Annotated in this window: 24 protein-coding genes; 9 read left to right on the plus strand and 15 right to left on the minus strand. The window is 63.9% G+C overall.

The window, feature by feature from the left end:
- Nucleotides 1-76 precede the first annotated feature (76 nt).
- Together LB533_RS05655 and LB533_RS05660 are read left to right on the plus strand one after the other, a co-directional pair.
- Entirely contained in the window at nucleotides 77-1231 is a 1155-nt protein-coding gene (locus LB533_RS05655) for a PA0069 family radical SAM protein (RefSeq protein WP_140638826.1), read from the plus strand.
- A gap of 141 nt (nucleotides 1232-1372) precedes the next feature.
- A complete protein-coding gene (locus LB533_RS05660; RefSeq protein WP_140638622.1) occupies nucleotides 1373-2068 on the plus strand; it encodes a ribonuclease HII in 696 nt (231 codons plus the stop codon).
- Nucleotides 2069-2188: 120 nt separating this feature from the next.
- Here the strand turns inward: LB533_RS05660 and LB533_RS05665 are convergent, their stop codons facing one another.
- The 7 genes from LB533_RS05665 to LB533_RS05695 all read right to left on the minus strand — a co-directional run bounded on the left by LB533_RS05665 (nucleotide 2189) and on the right by LB533_RS05695 (nucleotide 7806).
- Nucleotides 2189-2680 carry a F0F1 ATP synthase subunit B gene (locus LB533_RS05665; protein WP_140514758.1) on the minus strand — a complete coding sequence of 164 codons (492 nt, stop codon included), beginning with the start codon at nucleotides 2678-2680 and terminating at the stop codon, nucleotides 2189-2191.
- Between the two features lie 10 nt (nucleotides 2681-2690).
- A complete protein-coding gene (locus tag LB533_RS05670) occupies nucleotides 2691-3290 on the minus strand; it encodes a F0F1 ATP synthase subunit B (RefSeq protein ID WP_140497966.1) in 600 nt (199 codons plus the stop codon).
- A 94-nt stretch (nucleotides 3291-3384) separates the two neighbouring features.
- Nucleotides 3385-3609, minus strand: a complete 225-nt coding sequence (locus tag LB533_RS05675; RefSeq protein WP_140497964.1) for a F0F1 ATP synthase subunit C — start codon at nucleotides 3607-3609, stop codon at nucleotides 3385-3387.
- A gap of 84 nt (nucleotides 3610-3693) precedes the next feature.
- Nucleotides 3694-4452 carry a F0F1 ATP synthase subunit A gene (locus LB533_RS05680; RefSeq protein ID WP_140638621.1) on the minus strand — a complete coding sequence of 253 codons (759 nt, stop codon included), beginning with the start codon at nucleotides 4450-4452 and terminating at the stop codon, nucleotides 3694-3696.
- An 87-nt stretch (nucleotides 4453-4539) separates the two neighbouring features.
- Nucleotides 4540-4938 (minus strand): AtpZ/AtpI family protein, encoded by a 399-nt coding sequence (locus tag LB533_RS05685; RefSeq protein ID WP_140638620.1) that lies wholly within the window; start codon nucleotides 4936-4938, stop codon nucleotides 4540-4542.
- Nucleotides 4939-5194: 256 nt separating this feature from the next.
- Nucleotides 5195-6376, minus strand: a complete 1182-nt coding sequence (locus tag LB533_RS05690; RefSeq protein ID WP_140638619.1) for a cell wall hydrolase — start codon at nucleotides 6374-6376, stop codon at nucleotides 5195-5197.
- A 68-nt stretch (nucleotides 6377-6444) separates the two neighbouring features.
- Nucleotides 6445-7806, minus strand: coding sequence for an MFS transporter (locus tag LB533_RS05695; RefSeq protein WP_140638618.1), 1362 nt, complete (start codon nucleotides 7804-7806; stop codon nucleotides 6445-6447).
- Nucleotides 7807-7922: 116 nt separating this feature from the next.
- Between LB533_RS05695 and LB533_RS05700 the strand changes: the two genes are divergently transcribed.
- Nucleotides 7923-8843, plus strand: a complete 921-nt coding sequence (locus LB533_RS05700) for a LysR substrate-binding domain-containing protein (RefSeq protein ID WP_140638617.1) — start codon at nucleotides 7923-7925, stop codon at nucleotides 8841-8843.
- Nucleotides 8844-8902: 59 nt separating this feature from the next.
- On the opposite strand, the gene der is transcribed toward LB533_RS05700, so the two are convergent.
- Together der and LB533_RS05710 are read right to left on the minus strand one after the other, a co-directional pair.
- Nucleotides 8903-10336: a ribosome biogenesis GTPase Der gene (der, locus tag LB533_RS05705; protein WP_140638616.1), complete on the minus strand. Its 1434-nt coding sequence runs from the start codon at nucleotides 10334-10336 to the stop codon at nucleotides 8903-8905.
- A 3-nt stretch (nucleotides 10337-10339) separates the two neighbouring features.
- Nucleotides 10340-11005, minus strand: a complete 666-nt coding sequence (locus tag LB533_RS05710; protein ID WP_140638615.1) for a tetratricopeptide repeat protein — start codon at nucleotides 11003-11005, stop codon at nucleotides 10340-10342.
- Between the two features lie 191 nt (nucleotides 11006-11196).
- Between LB533_RS05710 and LB533_RS05715 the strand changes: the two genes are divergently transcribed.
- Nucleotides 11197-12210 (plus strand): polysaccharide deacetylase family protein, encoded by a 1014-nt coding sequence (locus LB533_RS05715; protein WP_140638825.1) that lies wholly within the window; start codon nucleotides 11197-11199, stop codon nucleotides 12208-12210.
- A 35-nt stretch (nucleotides 12211-12245) separates the two neighbouring features.
- Here LB533_RS05715 and sbmA read toward each other — a convergent pair whose 3' ends face one another.
- The 3 genes from sbmA to LB533_RS05730 all read right to left on the minus strand — a co-directional run bounded on the left by sbmA (nucleotide 12246) and on the right by LB533_RS05730 (nucleotide 15056).
- Nucleotides 12246-13505, minus strand: coding sequence for a peptide antibiotic transporter SbmA (gene sbmA, locus LB533_RS05720; protein WP_140638614.1), 1260 nt, complete (start codon nucleotides 13503-13505; stop codon nucleotides 12246-12248).
- A 113-nt stretch (nucleotides 13506-13618) separates the two neighbouring features.
- A complete protein-coding gene (locus LB533_RS05725) occupies nucleotides 13619-14779 on the minus strand; it encodes a YbfB/YjiJ family MFS transporter (RefSeq protein ID WP_140638613.1) in 1161 nt (386 codons plus the stop codon).
- 76 nt (nucleotides 14780-14855) lie between these two features.
- Nucleotides 14856-15056 (minus strand): hypothetical protein, encoded by a 201-nt coding sequence (locus LB533_RS05730; RefSeq protein ID WP_140638612.1) that lies wholly within the window; start codon nucleotides 15054-15056, stop codon nucleotides 14856-14858.
- 94 nt (nucleotides 15057-15150) lie between these two features.
- Here LB533_RS05730 and LB533_RS05735 point away from each other — a divergent pair, with 94 nt between their 5' ends.
- Genes LB533_RS05735 through LB533_RS05745 form a run of 3 tightly spaced genes read left to right on the plus strand, consistent with a single transcriptional unit; the run spans nucleotide 15151 to nucleotide 17782 of the window.
- Entirely contained in the window at nucleotides 15151-16143 is a 993-nt protein-coding gene (locus LB533_RS05735) for a LysR substrate-binding domain-containing protein (protein WP_140638611.1), read from the plus strand.
- Nucleotides 16140-17396 (plus strand): aminopeptidase, encoded by a 1257-nt coding sequence (locus tag LB533_RS05740; protein WP_140638610.1) that lies wholly within the window; start codon nucleotides 16140-16142, stop codon nucleotides 17394-17396. The genes LB533_RS05735 and LB533_RS05740 overlap by 4 nt, the downstream gene beginning before the upstream one ends.
- A 23-nt stretch (nucleotides 17397-17419) precedes the next feature.
- Nucleotides 17420-17782, plus strand: a complete 363-nt coding sequence (locus LB533_RS05745; protein ID WP_140638609.1) for a DUF488 domain-containing protein — start codon at nucleotides 17420-17422, stop codon at nucleotides 17780-17782.
- Between the two features lie 166 nt (nucleotides 17783-17948).
- On the opposite strand, the gene LB533_RS05750 is transcribed toward LB533_RS05745, so the two are convergent.
- The 3 genes from LB533_RS05750 to LB533_RS05760 all read right to left on the minus strand — a co-directional run bounded on the left by LB533_RS05750 (nucleotide 17949) and on the right by LB533_RS05760 (nucleotide 19632).
- Entirely contained in the window at nucleotides 17949-18284 is a 336-nt protein-coding gene (locus LB533_RS05750) for an ArsC family reductase (RefSeq protein WP_181169302.1), read from the minus strand.
- A 229-nt stretch (nucleotides 18285-18513) separates the two neighbouring features.
- Nucleotides 18514-18867, minus strand: coding sequence for a nuclear transport factor 2 family protein (locus LB533_RS05755; protein ID WP_140638607.1), 354 nt, complete (start codon nucleotides 18865-18867; stop codon nucleotides 18514-18516).
- A gap of 132 nt (nucleotides 18868-18999) precedes the next feature.
- Nucleotides 19000-19632, minus strand: coding sequence for a 2'-5' RNA ligase family protein (locus LB533_RS05760; RefSeq protein WP_140638606.1), 633 nt, complete (start codon nucleotides 19630-19632; stop codon nucleotides 19000-19002).
- A 274-nt stretch (nucleotides 19633-19906) separates the two neighbouring features.
- Between LB533_RS05760 and LB533_RS05765 the strand changes: the two genes are divergently transcribed.
- Complete coding sequence (locus tag LB533_RS05765) at nucleotides 19907-21064, plus strand: fumarylacetoacetate hydrolase family protein (RefSeq protein ID WP_140638605.1); 1158 nt, start codon at nucleotides 19907-19909, stop codon at nucleotides 21062-21064.
- Between the two features lie 272 nt (nucleotides 21065-21336).
- Nucleotides 21337-22272, plus strand: a complete 936-nt coding sequence (locus tag LB533_RS05770; RefSeq protein ID WP_140497931.1) for a substrate-binding domain-containing protein — start codon at nucleotides 21337-21339, stop codon at nucleotides 22270-22272.
- Nucleotides 22273-22379: the final 107 nt, after the last annotated feature.

A 22379-nucleotide genomic window follows, 5' to 3' on the forward strand; every position in this document is an offset into this window, starting at 1 on the left:
TGGCCTGGTAAATAGGATTAAATTCATGAGCAGAGCGATTCGAAGCAACATGGACAGTCCCTGGGAGCGGGCGAAGATGGAACCGATCATGCGCGCCGACATTGCCGCCTTCGGAGCAGGACGAGCCGAGATGGCCAACGCGATGATCGAGCAGAGCGGCATGCGCGTGCGTCCGGACCGCAACCGCGGCCGGTCGGCAGGCATCAACCCGTCCGGTCGGTTCGAGCCCGTCAGCCGGCATGTCTTCGACGATGGCTGGAACTCGCTGGAGGAACTGCCTCCCTTCAAGACCGAGGTGCAGGTCGAGAAGCCGCGCACCATCATCACCCGCAATGAATCGCCCGACATCTCCTTCGACCGCTCGATCAATCCCTATCGCGGCTGCGAGCATGGCTGCGTCTACTGCTTTGCGCGGCCTACGCATAGTTTCATGGGCCTGTCGCCGGGGCTGGATTTCGAATCCAAGCTGTTCGCGAAGCCGGACGCGGCGCGCCTGCTTGACAAGGAACTGTCGAAGGACGGTTACCAGCCGCGGACCATCGCCATCGGCACCAATACCGATCCCTACCAGCCGATCGAGAAGCAGTACCGGATCATGCGCGAGATCCTCGAAGTGCTGGAGGCGCGCGGGCACCCGGTTGGCATCGTCACCAAATCCGCCCTGGTGACGCGCGATATCGACATCTTGTCACGCATGGCCGAACGGGGCCTCGCCAAGGTGGCGTTGTCGGTGACGACGCTCGACCGCATGCTGGCGCGCACCATGGAGCCACGCGCCTCGACGCCGACCAAGCGGCTGGAGGCGATCAGGCAGCTTGCGGATGCCGGCATCCCTGCTTCGGTCATGGTGGCACCGATCATCCCCGGGCTGACCGACCAGGAGATGGAACGCATCCTCGATTCGGCGCACCATGCCGGCGCACGCGAGGCGGGCTATGTCGTGCTGCGCCTGCCGCTCGAGGTCAGCCCGATCTTCAAGGACTGGCTGCTACGCCACTATCCCGACCGCTATCGCCATGTGATGTCGCTGATCCGCTCGATGCGCGAGGGCAAGGATTACGATTCGGAATGGGGCAAGCGCATGAAGGGCGCAGGTCCTTACGCCTGGCAGATCGGCCGGCGCTTCGAAATCACCGCCAAGCGACTCGGCCTCAATGCCGAGCGGCGCACGCTGCGGACCGACCAGTTCGTCGCCGCCGGCAAGGACCAGGAGCAGTTGATGCTGCTTTGAACGACCGCGGCTGTTTGCCGCCGTGGCGAAAAATCCCGTCCGGCCTGCCCCGGCCTGCAGACGGTGCCCTCCCGGTCCGGCGCCCCACCCGACCCGGAGGGACTTGCGGAGAATCAGAGCCGATGCGAACCTCGCCGCAACATGGCTCGCGCGCGTTCTGATTCTCCGCCTCTCTTCGAAATCGTCGAGAAACCCGATTTCTCCTTCGAGACGAAGGCGATGGCCGAAGGTCTGTGGCCAGTGGCGGGGATGGACGAGGCCGGACGCGGCCCGCTGGCCGGACCGGTGGTGGCGGCTGCGGTCGTGCTCGACCCTGCCAACATCCCAGACGGCCTCGACGATTCCAAACGACTCAGCCACTTGCAGCGCGAGGCGCTGTTCGTGCGCATCATCGGCTCCGCGCTTGGCGTGTCGATGGCCTCCGTCAGCGCCGAGGGCATTGACGGCAGCAACATCCTCAAGGCGAGCCTGGAGGCGATGCGCCGTGCGGTCGCCGGCCTGCCGGTGCGGCCGAAGCTCGCGCTTGCCGACGGGCGCGACGTGCCGCCGGGCCTGCCTTGCATGGGGCGCGCGCTGATCAAGGGCGACCAGCGCTCGCAATCCATCGCCGCCGCCTCGATCGTCGCCAAGGTGATGCGCGACCGCATGATGTGCGGCTGCGGCAGCCATCACCAGCACTACGGCTTCGAAGTGCATATGGGCTACGCCACGGTCCGCCATCGCACCGCGATCGAAACGCACGGGCCGGTGGCGCGGCTGCACCGTGTGTCCTTCGCGCCATTCAGGCTTGAAGGTGCCGAGGTGGTGGAAGAAGAAAGCTTCGCCGGGCTGGATTGAGCCGGCAGCGATAACAGCTGATCTCCCCCACGTGGGGGAGATTGGCAGCCTCGGCGCACCACCCAACAAAAAAGCCGCCAGGTTGCCCGGGCGGCCTTTTCAATTCTGCTGGTTGTCAGCTCAGTTCAGCTTCGCCTTCACATCGGCGAGCGAGGTCTTGAACAGGTCCGCTCCCGCCTTGGCGTCGATCTTGCCGGCGAGCAGCGTGCGAGCGGCTTCGACGGCGATGTCGACGGCACTGGCGCGCACTTCGCCGATCGCCTCGCGCTCGGCCTGACCGATCTTCTGTTCGGCGAGTGCGGTGCGCCGCGCGACGTAGTCCTCGGTCTTCTTGTGCGCCTCGGCGGCGAGCAGTTCAGCTTCGCGCTTGGCCGCGGCGACGATGTCTGCGGCCTCCTGCTCGGCTTCCTTGCGCTTGCGCTGGTATTGGCCAAGCAGCTGCTGGGCCTCCTCACGCAGCCTGCGCGCTTCGTCGAGCTCGCTGCTGATCCTGGCGGCGCGGGCATCGAGCGCCTTGGCGATCAGGCGGGGCACCTTGATGTAGATGGCGATGCCCAAAAAAATGACCAGGGCGATCGTGGCCCAGAGCGTTGCAAGAGATGTGGCGTCCATGATGCGCTCCTCACCCGGCCACGGATTTGACCGCGGCCGCGATCTCGGCCTTGCTGGCCTTGCCGCCGACCAGCGCCTCGACGATCGCCGAAGCAGTGTCCTCGGCGATGCTGCCGACTTCCTTCATGGCGTTGGCCTTGATGGAAGAAATGCGCGCCTCGGCCTCGCCAAGCTTCTCGTCGAGCGCCGCCTCGATCTTCTTGCGCGCGGTCTCGGCCTCCGCCTTGGCCGCGTCATTGGCCTGCTGGCCGATGGCATTGGCGTTCTTCTTGGCTTCCGCCAATTCCTGCTCGTAAGCAGCAACGGCGGCGTCGGCCTCGCCCTTCAACTTCGCTGCCTGATCGAGATCCTGGCTGATGCGATCGTTGCGGACATCGATGATGCCGCCGACGCGCGGCACCACCACCCTCTTCAGGAAGAGGTAGAAGAGCCCGAACGTGATCGCCAGCCAAAGAAGCTGCGACGGAAACGTCGCCGGATCGAATGGCGGAAACATGCCATGCGCTTCGGCAGGCACGCTGGTGCCGGAATGCGTGTCGCCTTCCGTCGCAGCGTGGCCTGCCTCGGTGGCAGGCGCGGACTCTTGCGCAAAGGCAGATGTCACGAACATGGACTATCCCCTGATATCAGACCCGCCGCTCTCGCGGCCGGCCTGTCCAATCTTCCCATAGCTTCGCCAAACGGCGGCTCAGCCAAACAGGGGCTCAGCCGAACAGGGCCAGCAGCGCGATGAGAAGCGAGAAGATGCCCAAAGCTTCGGTCACGGCGAAGCCGAAGATCAGACGGCCGAACTGGCCATCGGCGGCCGACGGGTTGCGCAGCGCGCCCGAGAGGTAGCTGCCGAAGATGTTGCCGAGGCCAATGCCCGCGCCGCCCATGCCGAGGCAAGCGATGCCGGCGCCGATGTACTTTGCTGCTTCTACGTCCATTTGTTCAACTCCTTTGGATCTGAAATTCCGTTGCGATTCCATTCCGGCGGCAATGTTGGAAACTCTTGCGCCGGAAACTTTTGATTAGTGCCCCGGGTGCAGGGCGTCGTTGAGATACATGCAGGTCAGCACCGCGAAGACATAGGCCTGAAGGAAGGCGACCAGCAGTTCGAGCGCCGTCAACGCCACGGCCATCGCCAGCGGCAGAACCGAGCCAGCGACGCCGACCGCGCCCAGCGCCGAGAGGCTGACGACGAAGCCGGAGAAGACCTTCAGCGTGATGTGCCCGGCGAGCATGTTGGCGAACAGACGAACCGAGAGGCTGACGGGGCGCGAGACGAAGGAGATCACTTCGATCAGCACCACCAGCGGCAGCAGGAACACCGGCACGCCGTGCGGCACGAACAGCTTGAGGAAACCAAGGCCGTGCTTGCCGAAACCGTAGACAATCACGGTGCCGATAACCAAGACGGCGAGGCCGAAGGTGACGATGATGTGGCTGGTGACGGTGAAGAAATACGGGAACAGGCCAAGCAGGTTGGCGACCAGCACGAACATGAACAGGGAAAACACAAAGGGAAAGAACTTCATGCCCTGCGTGCCGGCGGCGTCGCGCAACATGTTGCCGACGAATTCATAGGCCATTTCGGAGATCGATTGCAGCCGGCCGGGAACGAGACTGCGGCTCGACGTCGTCAGAAACAGAAATGCCGCGGCGACAACCACGGTCGCGACCATGAACAGCGCCGAATTGGTAAAGGACAAGTCGTAACCGCCGATATCGATCGGTATCAGCTTGTTGATATGGAACTGGTGGATCGGATCGACCTTGTCAGCTGCCACGTTCAAACCCCGTCAGTGCCGCATGCGGCCTTGTTACCATGCCGCCCGTCGAAAGGCGGCTATTTCCAAGTGCCGCCTGAACGGCGATCACTTGCTGTCGTCGCGGCCAGAGCGCGATTTGTCGCCCTGTCCGAATTCCGCCACAACGCCTGCCGAACGCATGACATTGAGCACGCCCGCGCCAAAACCAAGCAGCAGAAACACGATCAGACCCCATGGCGATGTCCCCGCCAGACGGTCGATGATCCAGCCGATGGCGGCACCGACCACCACCCCGGCGATGAACTCGCTGGACAGCTTGAGTGCCTGACCGTACCCGGTCACTGGTTTCGCGTCTTTCCCCTCGAGCCGGTCCGGCCGTCTTGTCGCAAGCGATGCTTCAAGTTCACGCCGGCGGCGCTCAAGTTCGTCGTCGCGGATGGCGGCTTCGTGCTGCTTGCCGCGGCCGGTTTCTCCGGTTCCGCCTGGCCCAGTTTTGTCGGCCATCGCAACCCCCCTGCCCGGGCAGACCGTCACCGTCCGTCCGCTTCTAAAGTCGCCGGCAACATAGTTAGAGGGTTTGCGCCCGTCAAGCCACGGGCGGAAGTTCCTTACCATGTATTTTATACAATGAAATCAAGGTAGTAGCGAGGTGCGACATCGTGCCCGCCATGGCGGCGTGGACGCCTCGCGCGAATCCCCCGCGCGACGGCTCTTCGCGAGACCGCGCAGCCGTGCGAAAATATCGGCGGCTATCGGGCGTTCAGCTCCAGCCGCCGCCATAGGTGCGGTAGAAGATATGCAGGCCGATCTTGGTCATCTTCTGCATCGTGCGCGCCCAGCCCGGATGGACGTAATTGGCATAGTAGTGGGTCGACGAACCGACTTCGGGAATGAAGACCTTGCCGGCGGTCACCGCCATGCCGACATCCTGCGCGGTCTTGTAGGCGACCGGGTTGTCGATGCGTTTCTTCCTGCCGTCGCAGGCGAAGGAGAACTGGCAACGGTTGAACCAGCTGTCGTTCTGGTAGATGACGCCGCAGATCGAATTGGGATAGGCCGGATTGCGGACGCGGTTGAGGATGACCTGGGCGACGGCGGCCTGGCCGCGCACGGATTCGCCCCGCGCCTCGAAGTAGATGCCGTTGGCCAGGCATTTCTGCTCGGGCTTGGAGAAGACGCTCGCCGGAAGCGGATTCTGGATCCAAGAATGGTCGCCCTTGGCCATTGGCGGGATGAAACGGCCGCTATTGGGCTCCTCGTCCTGGAGCAGGGCCTCGAAGGGCGACGCCTTGGCATAATCGGGCGCGGCCTGGGCATAGGCCGTCGCCAGCACATCCGGATGGTCATTATTGACCAGGGCGGCGAGCATGGGCGACACGCCGGGATCCGGCTTCTTGTCCTCACGCGCATGGAATGCCGCGGCGATCTGGATTTCCTTGCCTTTGATGCGGGGTTTGGCGAAAGCCATCTTCAGCCCGCTGTCCATGCTGGGGCGCAGCAGGGACGAGGTGCGCTCGAAGATCGAGCCGGCGTTGAAGTTCTTCGGCGGGGCGACGGGAGAGATCTGGATGATGCGGCCCTTCTTGTCGGCGCGCACGATGCGGTCCTCGTCGGGCGTGGTGCCGACCTTGCCGCCCTTGCCGCGAAAGGAGACGGCGCCGACGCCGGGCAGGCGCACCCCCGATCCGGAGAGCGACCCCGTCACGGCGTCGTCGACGAACGGCATCTCGGCCGCATGGACCGATCCGGCGACGGATTTCTCGACATAGGAATTCCAGCGGGTCGGCGCCTCGAGGCCGGAGACGAGGCTCGTCATATCCTGGTAGGCGGAAACTGTCGGAAATCCGATCCAGATGCCGAGGCCGACGATGAAAGGCGCCACGAGGCTGCGTTTCTTCTCACCGGCGACGGCAACAAGGCGCGTCAAGACACGTCGATGCACGGAACTCTCTCCAGGAACGCTACTGACCCCACTGGAGAGCAAAATGATGCATTAACCTTGATGGGACGTTAACAGCTTCGATCGGGTTTTCCCGGTCGGCTCAGGGCTCGTGGTTGCGAAGTGGGGCGGTTTTGCGGCGGGACGGACACGCAGGCCGGCCGCAGGAAGATGGGCCATGCGATCAACGCGCACGCCGCGGCCGACAACCAGACGCCGGGCCAGGACCAGAGATGCAAGAGCCCGGGAATGGCCACCGGAACCAGGAAGAAGCCTATGAAAACGAAGCTGTTGGCGAGACTGAGCGCGGTGCCGACATGGCCGGCGCCGGCAAGCGTGGCAAGCTCGGTGTAGGCGACGCCATGCCAGGCGGAGACCAGGATGCCTGCGACAATCAGCATCACGGGAAGCGTGGCCATCACGACGGGCTGGCCGCCTGATATGGTCGGGCCGGCCAGGACCAGCAGCCAGAGCAGCGTGAAGGCAAGCGCGCTGAGCGCACTGCACAGGCGCAGGAACGGCCTGCGGTTGCAGTGGCGGTCGGTGAAGCGCCCGCTCCAGACGCGCATCGCCATGGCGCCGGTCTGCACGGCGGCGAGGCTTGCGCTGGTGGCCAAGGTCCCCATGCCGGCGAAGTCGTGCAGGAAGACCGATGCGAAGGTGAGTAGGGCCACTTGCGGAAAGCACAGCAGGCCGATGGCTGCTGCGATGCGCCAGACCTCGACATTGCGCAGCGGCGGCGGCCCGGCCAGAACGGGCGGCGCGGCCGAATCCTGCGTCGGCGGTTCATGCAGCCAGCGCCAGGCGAAGAAGGCGGATAGCACGGAGATGACGGCAAGCAGGCCATAGACCGCCGCGAAGCCATGCGTGGCGGCGAGCGAGGGCAGGACAAGAGCGCCCAGCCCGCCGCCAAGCGGCACCGCCGTCTGCCGGATGCTCATGGCGAAGCCGCGCTCGCCTTCGCGGAACCAGCCCATGATGGCGCGGCCGCTCGAACCGTTGACGCTGCCGCCGAGCAGACCGGTGACGAGCAAGGCGCCCGCCAGGACATGCACGCCCGGCACGCCGGACGAGGATGGAACGATGAGCAACGCCATCAGGAACAGCCACGCCGCCGTGGCGCCGAGCCCGGTCAAAAGCACACGGCGGTCGCCCCAGCGATCGGTGAGCAGGCCCCAGGGCAGTTCGCTGAGCGCAACGCCCAGACCGAGAAGGCCAAGCGCCAGGCCGAGCTGAGCGTTGCCGAGATGGTAGCCCTGCCGCATCAGCACCGCGGTTGCCGGTATGCCGGAGAAAGTAGCGGAAAAACCGGCATTGGCGGCGACGCCGATACCCAGCACCTTCCAGCGGTGGTTGGGCGTGAAGGTCCTGGAGCCGGAACCTGCGGCTCGTGGCGCCGACTCACAATCGGTGCGGGTGACGATGGCGGACATGGTTTCATTCCCGTTTGCGGCCCGGTGACCGGCCTTGACGGCGCATGTCTATCGCCATAGCTTTGTCCATAAAATCAGGAAGTTTTTGACACAAAATCCTGAAAAACGGGATTATCATGCGACGCGTGACATTCGACCTCGACGTCCTCAGGAGCTTCGTCACCGGAATGGAGCTTGGCAGCTTTGCCAAGGCGGCCGACCGGCTTGGCCGCTCGACCTCGGCGGTCAGCGCGCAGTTGAAGAAACTGGAGGAGCAGGCGGCGACGCCTATCTTCCGCAAGTCGGGACGCGGGCTGGCGCTGACGGAAGCCGGCGAGACCATGCTCGGCTATGCGCGGCGGCTGGTCGAGCTCAACGACGAGGCGGCCTCCGCCATCCATGACGTCGAGCTGGAAGGCTGGGTACGGCTCGGCCTGCAGGAGGATTTTGGCGAGGCGGTGCTGCCCGACGTGCTCGGCCGCTTCGCCCGTGCCCATCCCAAAGTCAAGATCGAGGCCCGCATCGCGCGTAGCGATGAGCTCGCGGAGCGGATCATCTCGGGCAGCCTGGACATCGCGCTTGCGTGGCACAGCGGCGCGACGCTGCCTTACAGCCAGCATGTCGCCGACGTGCAGATGCGCTGGATCGGCGCGGCAAAGCGCATCGAGACAAGCCTGCGCCATGGCGAGCCGCTACCGCTGGTCGCGCTGGAAGCACCTTGCCTGTTGCGCACGGTCGCAACCGAAACGCTCGACCGCGCCGGCCTGCCCTGGCGCATGGCCTTCTCCAGCCCGAGCCTTGGTGGCATCTGGGCGGCCGTCGCAGCCGGGCTCGGGCTGACGATCCGCACCGACGTCGGCCTGCCGGCCAGCGTCAGCGCGATGACGCCGGAGATTGCCGGTCTACCGGCTCTGCCGAGGATGGCGCTGTTCCTGCACCGCAGGGACGCCGAGCCCGAACCGGTGGCCGCCCGCCTCGCCGATATCCTGCTGGAAGCGGCGCGGCAGGCGCTACCGGAGGGCGCGCGGACGGATGAGAACCTGCCGAAGGTCGCGTAGGCTTTGGTTGTGCCCTCGGATCTACGCCGCGTCGGAGGGTCGGCGCCCTTCCCCAGGCTTCAGCGCTTCCTGGCCCGACCGGCGAACGGATTGTCGGATGTGCGGAGCGCCATGCGGATCGGCACGCCGGGCATGTCGAAGGCTTCGCGCAGGCTATTGGTGAGATAGCGGACGTAGGATTGCGGCATCGCATCCGGGCGCGAGCACGAGACGACGAAGCCCGGCGGGCGCGTCTTGGCCTGCGTGACATATTTGATCTTCAGCCTGCGACCGGCAATCGCGGGCGGCGGATGATGCGCAAGAATGCCTTCCAGCCAGCGATTGAGCCTGCCGGTCGAGACGCGGCTGTTCCAGACCTTATGCGTGCGGATGACGGCTTCCATGAGCTTGTCGAGGCCACGTCCGGTCTCGGCCGAAACCGTCACCGCCTGCATGCCGCGCGCCTGCGGCAAAAGCCGTTCGGTCTTCTCGCGCAGTTCGGCCAAGAGTTCCTGCGGATTGTCGATCAGGTCCCATTTGTTGAAGGCGATCACCGGCGCGCGGCCCTCGCGGATGATCAGGTCGGCGATTTGAAGATCCTGCTTCTCGAAAGGGATGGTAGCATCGAGCACGATGATGACGATCTCGGCGAAACGGATGGCGCGCAGGCCGTCCTGCACCGACATGACCTCGAGCTTTTCATGGATCCTGGCCTTGCGGCGCATACCGGCAGTATCGAACAGCTTTATGCGGCGGCCGCGCCAATCCCAATCGACCGAGATGGAATCGCGGGTGATGCCGGCTTCCGGTCCGGTCAAAAGCCGCTCCTCGCCGATCAGCGCGTTGATCAGCGTCGACTTGCCGGCATTGGGGCGGCCGACGACGGCGATGCGCATCGGCTTGGTGTCGTCATAGGCCGGCACCTCGTCGGCGTCGGGATCGGCGATGTCCTCGCCGATCAGCACCTCGCTGGAGGCGATCTCCTCGTCGTCATCTTCATCCTCGCCAAAGGCCCTCGCCTCGCCAAGGGCGGCGATCACCGCGTCGCGCAGGTCGGGCATGCCCTGGCCGTGTTCGGCCGAGACCGGGACCGGCTCGCCAAGCCCGAGCTCCCAGGCCTCCAGCATGCCGCCCTGCGCGCCCTTCGCCTCGGCCTTGTTGGCGACCAGCACGACCGGCTTGCCGGATTTGCGCACGATCTCGGCAAAGGTCCGGTCGTCCGGCAACAGGCCGGATTTGGCGTCGACGGTAAAGAAGATCAGATCGGCTTCACGGATAGCGATCTCGGTCTGCGCACGCATGCGGCCGGGCAGCGTCGAGGCGGCGGCATCCTCAAAACCCGCAGTGTCGATGACGTCGAAGTGCAAGTCGTAAAGCTTTGCCGCATGGACGCGGCGATCGCGGGTCACGCCCGGCGTGTCGTCGACAAGCGCCAGCTTCCTTCCCACCAGCCGATTGAAAAGAGTCGATTTGCCGACGTTAGGCCGGCCGATGATGGCGACTTTGAAGCTCATATGTCACGACGCGCTGCCCGAGCCGCGGATCAGCTCGGACATCAGGGTCGCCCGTTCGCGGGTGTTGCGCGGGGCACCGTCATCGGCGGCGATCTGGTCGAACAGCTTCAGCGCGTCCTGGGTCTTGCCTTCCTTCCAGGCGGCCAGCCCGAGCGCCTCGCGCGCGGTGTGGCGCAGCGTGTTTGTGTCCGAGGTCAGGGCCTCGACGCGGCTCGACACATCGGCGAAGGAGCCGTGATCGACCAGCAGCAGCGCCGCCCTCAATCGCGCCATGTCGCGAATGCCCTGGGGAATGGCGGTGTCGGCGGCCACCTCGTCGAAATCCTTGACGGCGGCATCGACGTCGCCCTTGTCGGCCTTGACGGTGGCAGCGCGCATGCGGGCGAGCAGCGGATAGGCGCCGTAGCCATCCTTCTCCAGCTGATCGAGCGCGGTCAGCGCCTCGTCATTCCTGCCGTCATTGGCCAGCTTCAACGCCTGCGAGAAGGCATCGCCCGAACGGTTGGCGCGGGTCTCGTCCCAGTAGCGATAGCCGACGAAGGCGGCGGTGCCGAGCACGACCAGCACCGCGACCACAAGCAGGGCCGGGCCGAAACGGTCCCACAGCTTCTGCGCCTGTTCGCGACGGATCTCGTCGTTGACTTCACGGATAAAACTGTCGTCGGACATCAATAAAACCATTCCTGCCCCGGGACGGGGCGTTCGCGAGCCCGCGTTTTAGCGAAATTTTGTCGGCATGGAAGGGGTTCGACCGGAAAATCACCTATTCGCGGGGCAAACGGACGAAAAGCCCACCGCACCCACGCCATATTTGCGCTATAGCGGGGCCAAAACCGCCCCGGGGTCAGTAGTTGTTGCCAATATCCATTTCGTCTCGCGTTGCAGCGTTCTGTCTCGCTTCGCTTGCCACGGCCAGTGCGGCTTTCGCCGATCCACCCGGCTCGCCGGCGCCCTTGCCGGCCAGGCCGAAGCAGGTCGTCATCATCTCCTTCGACAGCGCCCGCGATATCTCGCAATGGAAGCGCAGCCGGGCGCTGGCGCAACGCACCGGCGCGCATTTCACCTATTTTCTGTCCTGCGTCTTCCTGCTGTCGCCGGAAACGCGCAACCAGTATACAGCACCGGGCAAGACATCGGGCAAATCCAACATCGGCTTTGCCGCGTCCAAACAGGAAGTGGCCGATCGGCTCGAACAGATCGGGCTTGCCGCACATGAAGGCCACGATATCGCCAGCCACGCCTGCGGCCATTTCGACGGCAAGGACTGGAGCAAGGCCGACTGGCTGAAGGAATTCGGTGCCTTCGAGCACATTCTCGAGAACGCCTATGCGATCAATGGGATTGCGCCCGAGCCCGATGGCTGGCGCGATTTCGCCCGGCATGCGGTGGTCGGCTTCCGCGCGCCCTATCTGTCGAAGGGCAAGGCGCTCTACGAGGCGCTGCCCGCCGCCGGTTACCGGTTCGACGCCAGCAGCGTCTCGCGCGGCCCTGTCCAGCCTCCGACCACCGGCGGCCTCACGCGGTTTTCACTGCCGCAGGTCCCGGAAGGACCGAAATCGCGGCCGGTGATCGCCATGGACTACAATCTCTATGTCAGGCATTCCGGCGGCTTCGAGCGGCCGAGCAAGGCAGGCGAGTTCGCGGACCGCACCTACCAGGCTTTCCGCGCCGCCTTCGAGGATCAATACCGGGGCAAGCGCGTTCCGCTGCAACTCGGCTTCCACTTCACGCTGATGAATGACGGCGCCTATTGGAACGCGCTGGAGCGTTTTGCCGGCGAGGTCTGCGTCAAGGCAGACGTCGAATGCATCAGTTTTCGCGATTATATCTCGCGACAAGGTGCTGGCCAGAAGCAGGTTTCGGTCGGCGGCTGAGCCGCCGACCCGTTTCGCACCAGGTCTTTCCTGACTTAAGCGGGATCCTCGGCGCCTTGCCGTGCCAGATAGCGCTGGTCGATTTCGGGCAACGGCTCGCCTTGCAGCGTCGCCTCGAAGGCGCGCAGGCGCTTATGCACCGATTGCAGTTCGACGATGGTCGACCAGGAGGTGAGCAGGAACTGCAAAGAACCCGTCACCTTGCCGAATGCATTCGAAATCTGGTTCAGCGCGCCGAACGTTATCTTGTGCGCGACCAGCGACGGCCCCAGGATCAGCAGCGAGAAAATATTGTCGGCTTGCAGGTACGTGTACCGGACGACATTGAAATAGATGTAGTGGAAATAGAGCCGGAAATAATTGTGGCGGACATTGGCGAACAGCGCGGCGGTGGTGGCGGGCTGGGCCCGGTCGGCATGATCCTCGCCGTAAACGAGCTCCTTGCGGTAAGCGGCTTCGACGCGCTGGTTGCGGAACTGCAGCCCTGGAAGCTTCATGCCGGCAATCATGACCGAAATCGTTCCGAACAGACACCAGGCCAGTGCCGCGACCACCAGTGGCTGGGGGATCGCGCCGATGATTGGCAGCTCGGTTATATGGGCCTGCAACTGGATCATGACCGGCAGGAACGCGATCAGCGTCATGATCGACTGGACGAAGCTGGAACCCAGATCTTCCATGATCTGGGAAAACCGCATCGTGTCCTCCTGGATACGTTGCGAGGCGCCCTCGATGTGGCGCAGCCTGCCCCAGTTCTCGACGAAGTAGTTGTTCATCGCCGTGCGCCAGCGGAAGATCCAGTGGCTGACGATGAAGGCATTGACCACCTGCACGTTCATGCCGACCAGCGCAAGCCACGAGAAATCGGCCAGCCCTATGTAGAATTCGGCGTTGGTCGATTTTCCGGTGCCCGACATCAGCCCCTGCACATAGTCAAAGAAAGGGCCGTACCAGGCATTGACGGCGACGCTGACCTGCACGTTGAAATAGATGAAGAACAGGATGACCGCGGTCATCAGGATCGACCAGCGTTGCCATGGATGCGGAGAATACCAGCTCCAGAACGCGTAGAAGGCCAACACACAGAACGCGAAGTAGATGTAGAACCACAGGAATGGCTTCGAGACGAGCACGGCAATGCCGATAATGGGAGGCGTGCCGGCGGCGGCCGGCGGCATGCCGAAGACCGCGCCCAACTGCTCGCCGCCGAAAAACCAGAACAGGATCGCCGCAAGGCTCCAGATGGCGGCCGAAGAGAAGAACAGCTTCGGCTGCGGGAAGAAGGATACGAACACTGTGGCGAATTCCTCGATCGATGCGCAAATCAGCTGACTACAGCGGGCATAAAGTCACACATTAGGTGGAAAGAAAATGCCTGCCTAAGCCCCGCGCCAAGCAAGTCCACAAATCATGGCGATTTTGGCGCAGCCGACCATGTGATGGCGCCGGAGGCGACCAGAACGGCCGCGGCGGCGATCGAGGCAAGGAAGAAATCGCCCGACGCCTGCGCCAGGAGCCCGGCGGCAATCGGGCCGATGATCTGGCCAAGACCGAACGAAGCCGTCATCAAGGCGAAGGTCCGCCGGGGGGCTTGTGGCGCCAGTTCCCGCGCGGTCTGCAGGCCAAGCGCGGTGATGGCGATGAACGTGCCGCCAACGAGCAGGCCGCCGAGCAGCGGCCCGGTGCGCCCGCCTACCGCAACGCTTGCGACAATGCCGACGACCTCGACGATACATCCCAGCGCATAGGTCGCGTAAAGGCCGATCCGCGCCGATATCTTCTGCCAGAGCCAGACCGAGGGAAAGCCGGCAAGACCGGTGACCATCCAGACCACGGCCTCGAACACGCGTCCGCCGCCGCCTTGCCGGACGATGGCGACAAGGAAGGTCGCTGTCACCACGTAGCCGAAGCCGAACAATCCGTAAGCGACGATCACCTTAGTCAGCGAGCGGTCCTTTGGCAGCGCCGGCTCGCGGCCGGTATCGCCGCAGGCCAGCGGACCGCTGTCCACCAGCAGTGCCACGACGACGAAACCACAAGCCGAGATCGCCGCCGACCACAACCAGCCCGCCGCCCAGCCGGCATGTTCGCTGACCAGGGCCGCCATCAGCACCGAGGACACGGCGATGCCGAGGCCGACGCCGCCGAAATGCCACGCCTGCAGATCGCTGCGGCCGGCCGCTGCAAGATGGCTGAAGACGATGCTGGCCAGGAACACCATGACGAAGGCGCTGGCCAGGCCGGCGAGAAAGCGGATGAGAAGAAAGGCGGCCATCGTCTCCGACAGCCCCATAAGCGCGGCGAGCAAGGCGCTCGCGCCGAGACCGGCCAGCATCAACGGGCGCTCGCGCCCATGCGCCCAGCCGCCCGCCGCGGCAAAGGCGCCGGCGAGATAGCCGAAATAGTTGGCTGATGCGATCCAGCCGGCATCGGCGGCCGACAAATGGAGTTCTTCCATCATGCCAGGCAGGATCGGCGTGTAGACGAAACGGCCAATGCCCATGGCGACGGCCATGGCGATCATGCCGGCGAAAGCGAACCGCAGCGCTGTTGGCGGGGTTGAGGTCATCGCGGCGCACAATAGGTGCGTGGACCGGCGACACAACGCGCTTGTGTTGGGCCAGGCGCCGAGCCGTGTGAAGGAATCAGCGGCAGCCCGCTTGGGCCGTCTCGTGGGCAGTGCGACGCGCCGTCAGCCGGAACGGCATGTCGCCAAGCTCGCGCTCCGACATGGCGTTCAGCACGGGATGCGAAAGCGGATCGGCTAGCCATGCGACCGTTTCACCACCGCAGGGCGGCTCGTGCAGAGGGAATACTATTTTGAGCGACAATAACAGCCTTAACATGTCAGCCTCCGCAGGCCTGTCTTGGGGATAGAGTCTGCGCTTTTGGCATCACTTTCAATTGAGATTTCAGCCGGGCCGGTTTAGAAAAACTCAAATGGCCATGCTCAACCGCGTCCACCTCAACGGCCTTCGCGCCGTGGAGACCGTCGCCCGTCTCGGCTCGCTCGCCGCGGCCGCCGGCGAACTCAACGTTTCGGCCAGCGCCGTCAGCCAGCAGATAAAGCGCGCGGAACAGCAGCTCGGTCAAGCCGTGTTCGAGAGAACGGCCAAGGGGCTGGTCCTGACGGAATTCGGCGCCATGTTCGCGACCCGCCTGGGCGCAGGTTTCCGCGAGCTCACCCAGGCCGTGGCGCTGGCCGACGAGGCGAGGCAATGCACGCTGGTGGTTTCAGTGGCGCCGGCATTCGCCTCGAAATGGCTGCTGCCGCGGCTGTCGCATCACTTCACCCGGCATCCCAATGTGCTGTTGCGCATCGACGCCTCGGTGCGGTTGGCCGACCTCGACCATTCCGATATCGATATCGCTATCCGGCTCGGCGACGGCAAATGGCCGGGCGGCAGGGCGGAGTTGCTTTTGGCACAAGAGGTGTTCCCGGTCTGCGCGCCCTCGATAGCGAAGAAACTGAAATCGATCGAAGACCTTGCCCAGACCTGCGCGATTACCGACGAACGGGCGATGATCAACTGGGAAAGCTGGTTCGCCGCCGCCGGTGTCGAACCCGTCACTTTCCTGAAGGGCGCGCGCTTCACCGATCCGATGCTTTGCCTGGAATCGGCGATTGCCGGTCATGGCGTGATGCTGGGCTGGCAGTTGCTCGCCGCCGACGCGCTGGCCGACGGGCGGCTCGTCGCGCCGTTCGGGATCCGGGCCCAGAGCGGGCTTGGCTATTGGCTGGTGACCTCCGCCGCCAAAGCCGAAAGTCGCAAGGTCCGGGATTTCAAGCTCTGGATCAGGGAAGAGATCGAGGCGACGATGGCGCGGTTCGGCTCCGCGAAGGCGGGCACGAGCGACGCGATCACGGTGGAAAGCACGGTGGCGCCGGTCTATGTAGAGTCCGACATCAAACTACGGCAGGCAGGATCATGACCACACATTCGCGCGGCGTTTCCGCAACCATCGACCCGGTGAAGCTCGACAGGCTGGCGGAAGTCGCCATCAAGGTGGGGCTGCAATTGCAGCCCGGGCAGGACCTGGTGCTGACCTCGTCCATCGCCGCGCTGCCGCTGACCCGGCGCATCGTCGAGCATGCCTACAAGGCCGGCGCGGGGCTGGTGACGCCGATCTTCAACGACGACGAGATCACGCTGGCGCGCTTTCGTTATGGCGCCGACCCCGGCTTCGACCGGGCCGCCAGCTGGCTCTATGAAGGCATGGCCAAAGCCTTCTCCAACAATGCGGCGAGACTTGCCGTGCGTGGCGAAGATCCCTCGCTCCTGTCGGCGCAGGACCCGGCGAAAGTGGCGCGCGCCAACAAGGCCAATTCGATGGCCTACCAGCCGGCGCTGGAAAAGATCACCGGCTTCGACATCAACTGGAACATCGTCGCCTATCCGGATCTCGCTTGGGCCAAGCAGGTCTTCCCCGATGATGCCGACGATGTTGCGGTGGCTAAGCTCGCCGACGCCATCTTCGCCGCCTCGCGAGTGGACGTGGAAGATCCGATCGGCAACTGGAAGGCGCACAATGCGGCCCTTCGCAGCCGCACCGAATGGCTCAACGGCCATAATTTCCATGCGCTTCATTTCACCGGGCCGGGCACCGACCTCACGGTCGGGCTGGCCGACGGCCATGAATGGATGGGCGGCGCCTCCACCGCCAAGAACGGCGTCACCTGCAATCCCAACATCCCGACCGAGGAGGTCTTCACCACGCCGCATGCGCGGCGGGTGGAAGGCTATGTTTCATCGACCAAGCCGCTCTCCTACCAGGGCACGCTGATCGATGAAATCTCGGTGCGTTTCGAGGGCGGCAGGATCGTCGAGGCGAAGGCCTCGAAGGGCGAGGACGTGCTGAAGAAGGTGCTGGACACCGACGAGGGCGCACGCCGGCTTGGCGAAGTGGCGCTGGTGCCGCATTCCTCGCCAATCTCGGCGAGCGGCCTGTTGTTCTTCAACACGCTGTTCGACGAAAACGCCGCCTGCCACATCGCGCTCGGCCAGTGCTATTCGAAGTGCTTCGTCGACGGCGCCTCGCTCAGCCAGGCCGAGATCGCGGAGCGCGGCGGCAACAAGAGCTTCATCCACATCGACTGGATGATCGGCTCGGACAAGATCGATATAGACGGCGTCGCCAAGGACGGCAGCCGCGTGCCGGTCATGCGCAAGGGCGAGTGGGCCTGACGGGAGCGCACGAAGGAGAGCCGATGGCATTCGAGATCGCGGTCAGGCGGGTGTACGAGGCACCCGCGCCCGATGATGGGCAGCGGGTCCTGGTCGATCGTGTCTGGCCACGTGGCGTCAGCAAGGAGCATGCCGCGCTGGCGCTATGGCTGAAGGATGTGGCGCCAAGCGATGAACTGCGCAAATGGTTCGGACATGAGCCGGCGCGATGGGCGGAATTTCAGAAGCGGTACCGCGCCGAGCTCGACCGTAACGAGGACGCGGTGGCGACTTTGCGCGACTTGCTTGGCGAGGGCAAGGTGACGCTACTCTACGGCGCCCATGACGAAGCGCACAACAATGCGGTGGCGCTGGCGAAATACCTGCTTCGTCATCCTCGGGCTTGACCCGAGGATCCATGCCGTAGCCTCGGCCGAGGGTGCAGCGGCAGCAGAATTTTGCGCCGCTGCAACGCCATGATGTCACGGCATGGATCCTATGGTCTGCGCCGCGTCGCTTCGCTCCTTGCTCCGCCATAGGATGACGACATAGCGGTGTCGCGCCTGCCGAGCCTTACTTCACCGCCTCCTCGTAAACATCCGGCTTAAACCCCACCAGAACCCGATCCCCGACCTCCAGCACCGGACGCTTGATCATTGTCGGTTTGGACAACATCAGCGCCTTGGCCTTCTTCTCGTCGAGGCCCTGCTTGTCCTTGTCCGGCAGCTCGCGAAACGTCGTGCTCGCCTTGTTGAGCAGCTTTTCCCAACCGACCTTGCGGGCCCAGCCATCCAGCCTGCCCGCCTCGATTCCTTCGGCCCGATAGTCGTGGAACCGGTAAGGCACTGCATGGCCCTCCAGCCAGACGCGGGCCTTCCTGATCGTGTCGCAGGTGGTGATGCCGTACATGGTGATCGCCAAAACAGGTGCCTTTCGGACTTCGAATCTGGCGGCAGATTAAGCAGCTCCCGCGCGCTTTGCCAGCGGCCCGGCAGAACCATCGAGGACTGAGTTTCTTCAATGGCGGGCGCGCAGTCGCTGATCCGTGACGACGACGTGCTTTAGATCGGAGAGCGGCCAGGACATGATCCTGACCGCTCAGGATGCGGCGAAAGTGCCGACAGCCGGAAAACCCGTCTCAATAATAGAAGCGCTCTTCGGCAATCTTGCCGTTCTTGACCGTGTACAGGCCAACCTCGTCCATGGTGACACGCTGGCCCGTGGCCTTGGGCGTTATGTCAAATGTGAAGCGCACGGCGAACTGGTCGCCGTTGACATAAGGGCCCTCGACCGAGCCGCCATGGACTTCGTTGTTTTCCTGCCACCACTGGCCTTTCTGCTTGATGGCGTCCTTGCCGCGGCAGACGGCCATCGGCCCCTCCATCGCTTCGTAGCTGACGATGTCATCGGCATTGTATTTCTCGGCTGCACTTTCGTAGTCGCCCTGCTTGAGAAGGCCTGTGAAATGCTTGGCGATGTCCGTGACGGTCATGTGTTCCTCCTGTTCAGACGTCTTGCAAGTAGGGTGCAGCTTGCCGGCATGCCATCGTCAATCCGCGCGCTAGCTGACAAGCCGTGTCAGGATGATGGATCGCGCGGACTATGCGAGGACGATTCCAGGCTCTCACATGGCGGGCAGTGCATCGTCCTGGCCGGTCAGCCGCCAACGTCCGGGCTGCTTGTAGGCGCCCTTCCCGACGAGACTGTGGATCAGCACAAAATCCCGGACAGTCCAACCGACCGGATCGATCGAGCGCTCGCGAATTCTGGGAACGCCCACTTCATCACGAAGCAATGTAACATGCGGTTCTATGGACCTGGTGAGAAAGGGTCTTAACGGGCTGTCCGAGATCACCGCCGTCAGATCACGCCAGAATTTCTGCAGCGGCGGATTGCCATCGCTGCCGCGCAGGACCAGTGCACCACCGCCAAAAGCCGACAGGCGATCGAACGACACCTCGAAGGGCTTCGCAACGATCATCGATCCGATATGACAGGCGGCCTCTGCCAGCTCTTGCGGATACTCCTCATGGTCGCCGAGGCCGACAAGCGAGATGTGGATGTGATTTTCCGGAACCAGCCAGCCTTGCAATCCGAACTCACGGTTCAAGGCAATGGCCTTTCGCGCGAGACGACCAGCAATCGCGCTGCCGACGAGGATGGCAAAGAACAGCCGGTGGAAATGCTTCCCGGCCTGTTCCCATCGGAAAAAGGCTTGGCCGTTCTTCGCGGTTCCGAATGCGGGTTGCCCACTCATACTGATCTCGTCCGCCAATTGACTCAGGTTGAACATACTAGAACAAAACGAGAACAAGTGCAAGCCGAAAAATGACCCGGGCGTTGGGGCTCCCGCACCGCCGCATGCATCCAACCCCTGAAGGAGTGCTTCCTTGCGGCACGCCAATCGCCGACGACGCCGGCAGACATGGCGTCTGGATCACCACAAACGGGATAGACCTTTGACAGGAATCCGGTGAAAGTGCCGCGCCGAACCGGCAAGCCGCATTTTCGATGATCAGAGGACCGCACGCATGACAAACCCGATGCATCTGCCCGCCGAAGGCCTTTTTGTCGGGCGCGCCAGAAGCAGCGATGCCTCGCATCCCCTGGTGGCTACGGTGCGTGATGGCACCGTCTTCGACATCACGTCGAGCACGGCGCCGACCGTGCGCGATATCTGCGAGATGGCCGATCCGGCCGGTTATGTGCGCTCGGCCAAGGGCAAGCCGATCGGCTCGCTCGATGACATCGCGGCCAACAGTTTCGAAGCCGCGCGTGATCCGGCAAGGCCCTATCTCATATCCCCCGTCGACCTGCAGGCGATCAAGGCGTCGGGCGTCACCTTCGTCGTCAGCCTGCTGGAACGCGTCATCGAGGAACAGGCGCGCGGTTCGGCGGAAAAGGCCGATGCCATCCGCGCCGACATTGCCGGGCTGATCGGCCACGATCTGTCCAAGCTCAAGCCCGGTTCTCCGGAAGCGATGGAGATCAAGGCCAAGCTCATCGCGCGCGGCGCCTGGTCGCAATATCTGGAAGTGGGCATCGGCCCCGATGCCGAGATCTTCACCAAATGCCAGCCGATGGCCTCGGTCGGTTTCGGCGCCGATGTCGGCCTGCATCCCGTCTCGACCTGGAACAATCCGGAACCGGAGATCGCCATGATCGCCGCCAGCAGCGGCAGGATCGTCGGCGCCACCATCGGCAACGACGTCAATCTGCGCGACGTTGAGGGGCGCTCCGCGCTGCTGCTCGGCAAGGCCAAGGACAACAACGCCTCCGCCTCGCTCGGCCCCTTCATCCGCCTGTTCGACGGCACGTTCTCCATAGAGGACGTAAAGCGGGCCGTGGTCCGGCTGAAAGTCGAAGGTGAGGACGGGTTCTCGCTGGAGGGCGCGAGCTCGATGGCCGAGATCAGCCGCTCTCCCGAAGAGCTCGTAGCGGCTGCCATGGGCCCCCATCACCAATATCCGGACGGCCTGGCGCTCTATCTCGGCACCATGTTCGTGCCTTCGAAGGACCGCGGCGAGAAGGGCAAGGGGTTTACCCACAAGGTCGGCGACATCGTCACCATCTCGTCGGAGAAATTCGGCGCGCTGGTCAACCGGGTGCGGTTGTCGCCGGACTGCCCGCACTGGACCTACGGCGCCAGCCATCTGATGCGCGATCTTGCCCGGGCCGGCCTCCTCTAGCTCTGGGTTCACCCGAGGGCGGTCAACCATCGCTCCGGCGACCCTCGAGGCCGGTATCGCCTGCCGCGAAAAATCATCCGAACTGATGCAATCTGATGGGACCGCTGATGGCGCCCCGTCAGGCGCCGACTACGACTGACAGGCGGAGGCTTGCCATTTGTCGAAAAAGAGGATGCTCTGATCATCCAACACGGCGTTGGCGAGGAGGACTCGATCTTGCCCGATCAAGAGGGTGGTTTCGAACTGATCAGTTTCAAACGGGAGGAAATCAAATGCTGACACGGCTAAGAGTGGTTCTATACGGCCTGCTGGTCGCGCTGACGGTTATTCCGGCGGCGGCGCAGGCCAAGACGTTCTACTGGATTTCACATGGCGGCCCGGCCGATCCGGTCTGGACCTACTTCCTTGCCGGCGCCAAGCAATGGGCCAAGGACACCGGCAATACCGTCAACACCTCGTTCCACAATGGCGACGTCGCCTCGCAGCAGGAGGCGGTGCGGGCCGCGATCTCGGCCAAGGCCGACGGCATCACCACCACCAGCCCCGATCCGGGCAGCCTTGTCGAGATCGTCAAGGAAGCCCGCGCGGCCAACATTCCGATCATCAATTTCAACACGCCCGATCCCAAGGCCAATTTCAACGCCTATGTCGGCGGCGACAATGTCACCTTCGGCAAGCACTGGGCGCAGTATCTGGTCGACAAGGGCCTGGTGAAGAAGGGCGACTTCGTCTGGATGCCTGTCGAGATTCCCGGCGCCACGTACGGCGTGCAGGAAGAGGAAGGCATCAAGAGCGTGTTCGAGCCGCTCGGCATCACCTATGAGGTGACCGAGGCGACGCTCGACCAGGCCGAGGTGATCAACCGCATGGTCGACTATCTCACCGCCAACAAGGCCAAGGTGAAGGCGATCATCGGGCTTGGCGACCTCGTTACCGGCTCGATCAAACGCGTGTTCGACCAGGTCGGCGTCAAGCCGGGCGAAATCCCCGTCGTCGGCTGGGGCAACTCGCTCGACACCACCCAGGAAGTGCTGAACGGCTATGTCAATGCCGGCCAGTGGCAGGACCCGCAGGCGACCAGCTATGTCGCGCTGTCGCTCGCCAACATGGCCGCTAGCGGCATTCCCCCGGGCTTCAACGTCATCACCGGCGCGCTCTATGAGAAAGACACCGCCGAGATCTACGACAAGATCCTGTCCGGCAAATAGTCCCTGATTTCAAGCGCCGCGCGTCCACCGGGCGTGCGGCGTCCCGCCCTTTCGCCTGGTATCGAGCCGTTTGATGCGGCCCGATGGTCCGGCCCATTCCAACCAGT

Source organism: Mesorhizobium sp. BR1-1-13 (assembly GCF_020165515.1).
In the GTDB taxonomy this organism is placed as follows: domain Bacteria; phylum Pseudomonadota; class Alphaproteobacteria; order Rhizobiales; family Rhizobiaceae; genus Mesorhizobium.

What these genes read in the sequence shown, in the direction of transcription:
- LB533_RS05655 (WP_140638826.1), top strand. Translation starts at nt 77, where the DNA reads ATGGAACCGATCATGCGCGCCGACATTGCCGCCTTCGGAGCAGGACGA.
- LB533_RS05660 (WP_140638622.1), top strand. Translation starts at nt 1,373, where the DNA reads ATGGCTCGCGCGCGTTCTGATTCTCCGCCTCTCTTCGAAATCGTCGAG.
- LB533_RS05665 (WP_140514758.1), bottom strand. Translation starts at nt 2,680, where the DNA reads ATGGACGCCACATCTCTTGCAACGCTCTGGGCCACGATCGCCCTGGTC.
- LB533_RS05670 (WP_140497966.1), bottom strand. Translation starts at nt 3,290, where the DNA reads ATGTTCGTGACATCTGCCTTTGCGCAAGAGTCCGCGCCTGCCACCGAG.
- LB533_RS05675 (WP_140497964.1), bottom strand. Translation starts at nt 3,609, where the DNA reads ATGGACGTAGAAGCAGCAAAGTACATCGGCGCCGGCATCGCTTGCCTC.
- LB533_RS05685 (WP_140638620.1), bottom strand. Translation starts at nt 4,938, where the DNA reads ATGGCCGACAAAACTGGGCCAGGCGGAACCGGAGAAACCGGCCGCGGC.
- LB533_RS05695 (WP_140638618.1), bottom strand. Translation starts at nt 7,806, where the DNA reads ATGTCCGCCATCGTCACCCGCACCGATTGTGAGTCGGCGCCACGAGCC.
- LB533_RS05700 (WP_140638617.1), top strand. Translation starts at nt 7,923, where the DNA reads ATGCGACGCGTGACATTCGACCTCGACGTCCTCAGGAGCTTCGTCACC.
- der (WP_140638616.1), bottom strand. Translation starts at nt 10,336, where the DNA reads ATGAGCTTCAAAGTCGCCATCATCGGCCGGCCTAACGTCGGCAAATCG.
- LB533_RS05710 (WP_140638615.1), bottom strand. Translation starts at nt 11,005, where the DNA reads ATGTCCGACGACAGTTTTATCCGTGAAGTCAACGACGAGATCCGTCGC.
- LB533_RS05725 (WP_140638613.1), bottom strand. Translation starts at nt 14,779, where the DNA reads ATGACCTCAACCCCGCCAACAGCGCTGCGGTTCGCTTTCGCCGGCATG.
- LB533_RS05730 (WP_140638612.1), bottom strand. Translation starts at nt 15,056, where the DNA reads ATGTTAAGGCTGTTATTGTCGCTCAAAATAGTATTCCCTCTGCACGAG.
- LB533_RS05735 (WP_140638611.1), top strand. Translation starts at nt 15,151, where the DNA reads ATGGCCATGCTCAACCGCGTCCACCTCAACGGCCTTCGCGCCGTGGAG.
- LB533_RS05740 (WP_140638610.1), top strand. Translation starts at nt 16,140, where the DNA reads ATGACCACACATTCGCGCGGCGTTTCCGCAACCATCGACCCGGTGAAG.
- LB533_RS05745 (WP_140638609.1), top strand. Translation starts at nt 17,420, where the DNA reads ATGGCATTCGAGATCGCGGTCAGGCGGGTGTACGAGGCACCCGCGCCC.
- LB533_RS05750 (WP_181169302.1), bottom strand. Translation starts at nt 18,284, where the DNA reads ATGTACGGCATCACCACCTGCGACACGATCAGGAAGGCCCGCGTCTGG.
- LB533_RS05755 (WP_140638607.1), bottom strand. Translation starts at nt 18,867, where the DNA reads ATGACCGTCACGGACATCGCCAAGCATTTCACAGGCCTTCTCAAGCAG.
- LB533_RS05760 (WP_140638606.1), bottom strand. Translation starts at nt 19,632, where the DNA reads ATGAGTGGGCAACCCGCATTCGGAACCGCGAAGAACGGCCAAGCCTTT.
- LB533_RS05765 (WP_140638605.1), top strand. Translation starts at nt 19,907, where the DNA reads ATGACAAACCCGATGCATCTGCCCGCCGAAGGCCTTTTTGTCGGGCGC.
- LB533_RS05770 (WP_140497931.1), top strand. Translation starts at nt 21,337, where the DNA reads ATGCTGACACGGCTAAGAGTGGTTCTATACGGCCTGCTGGTCGCGCTG.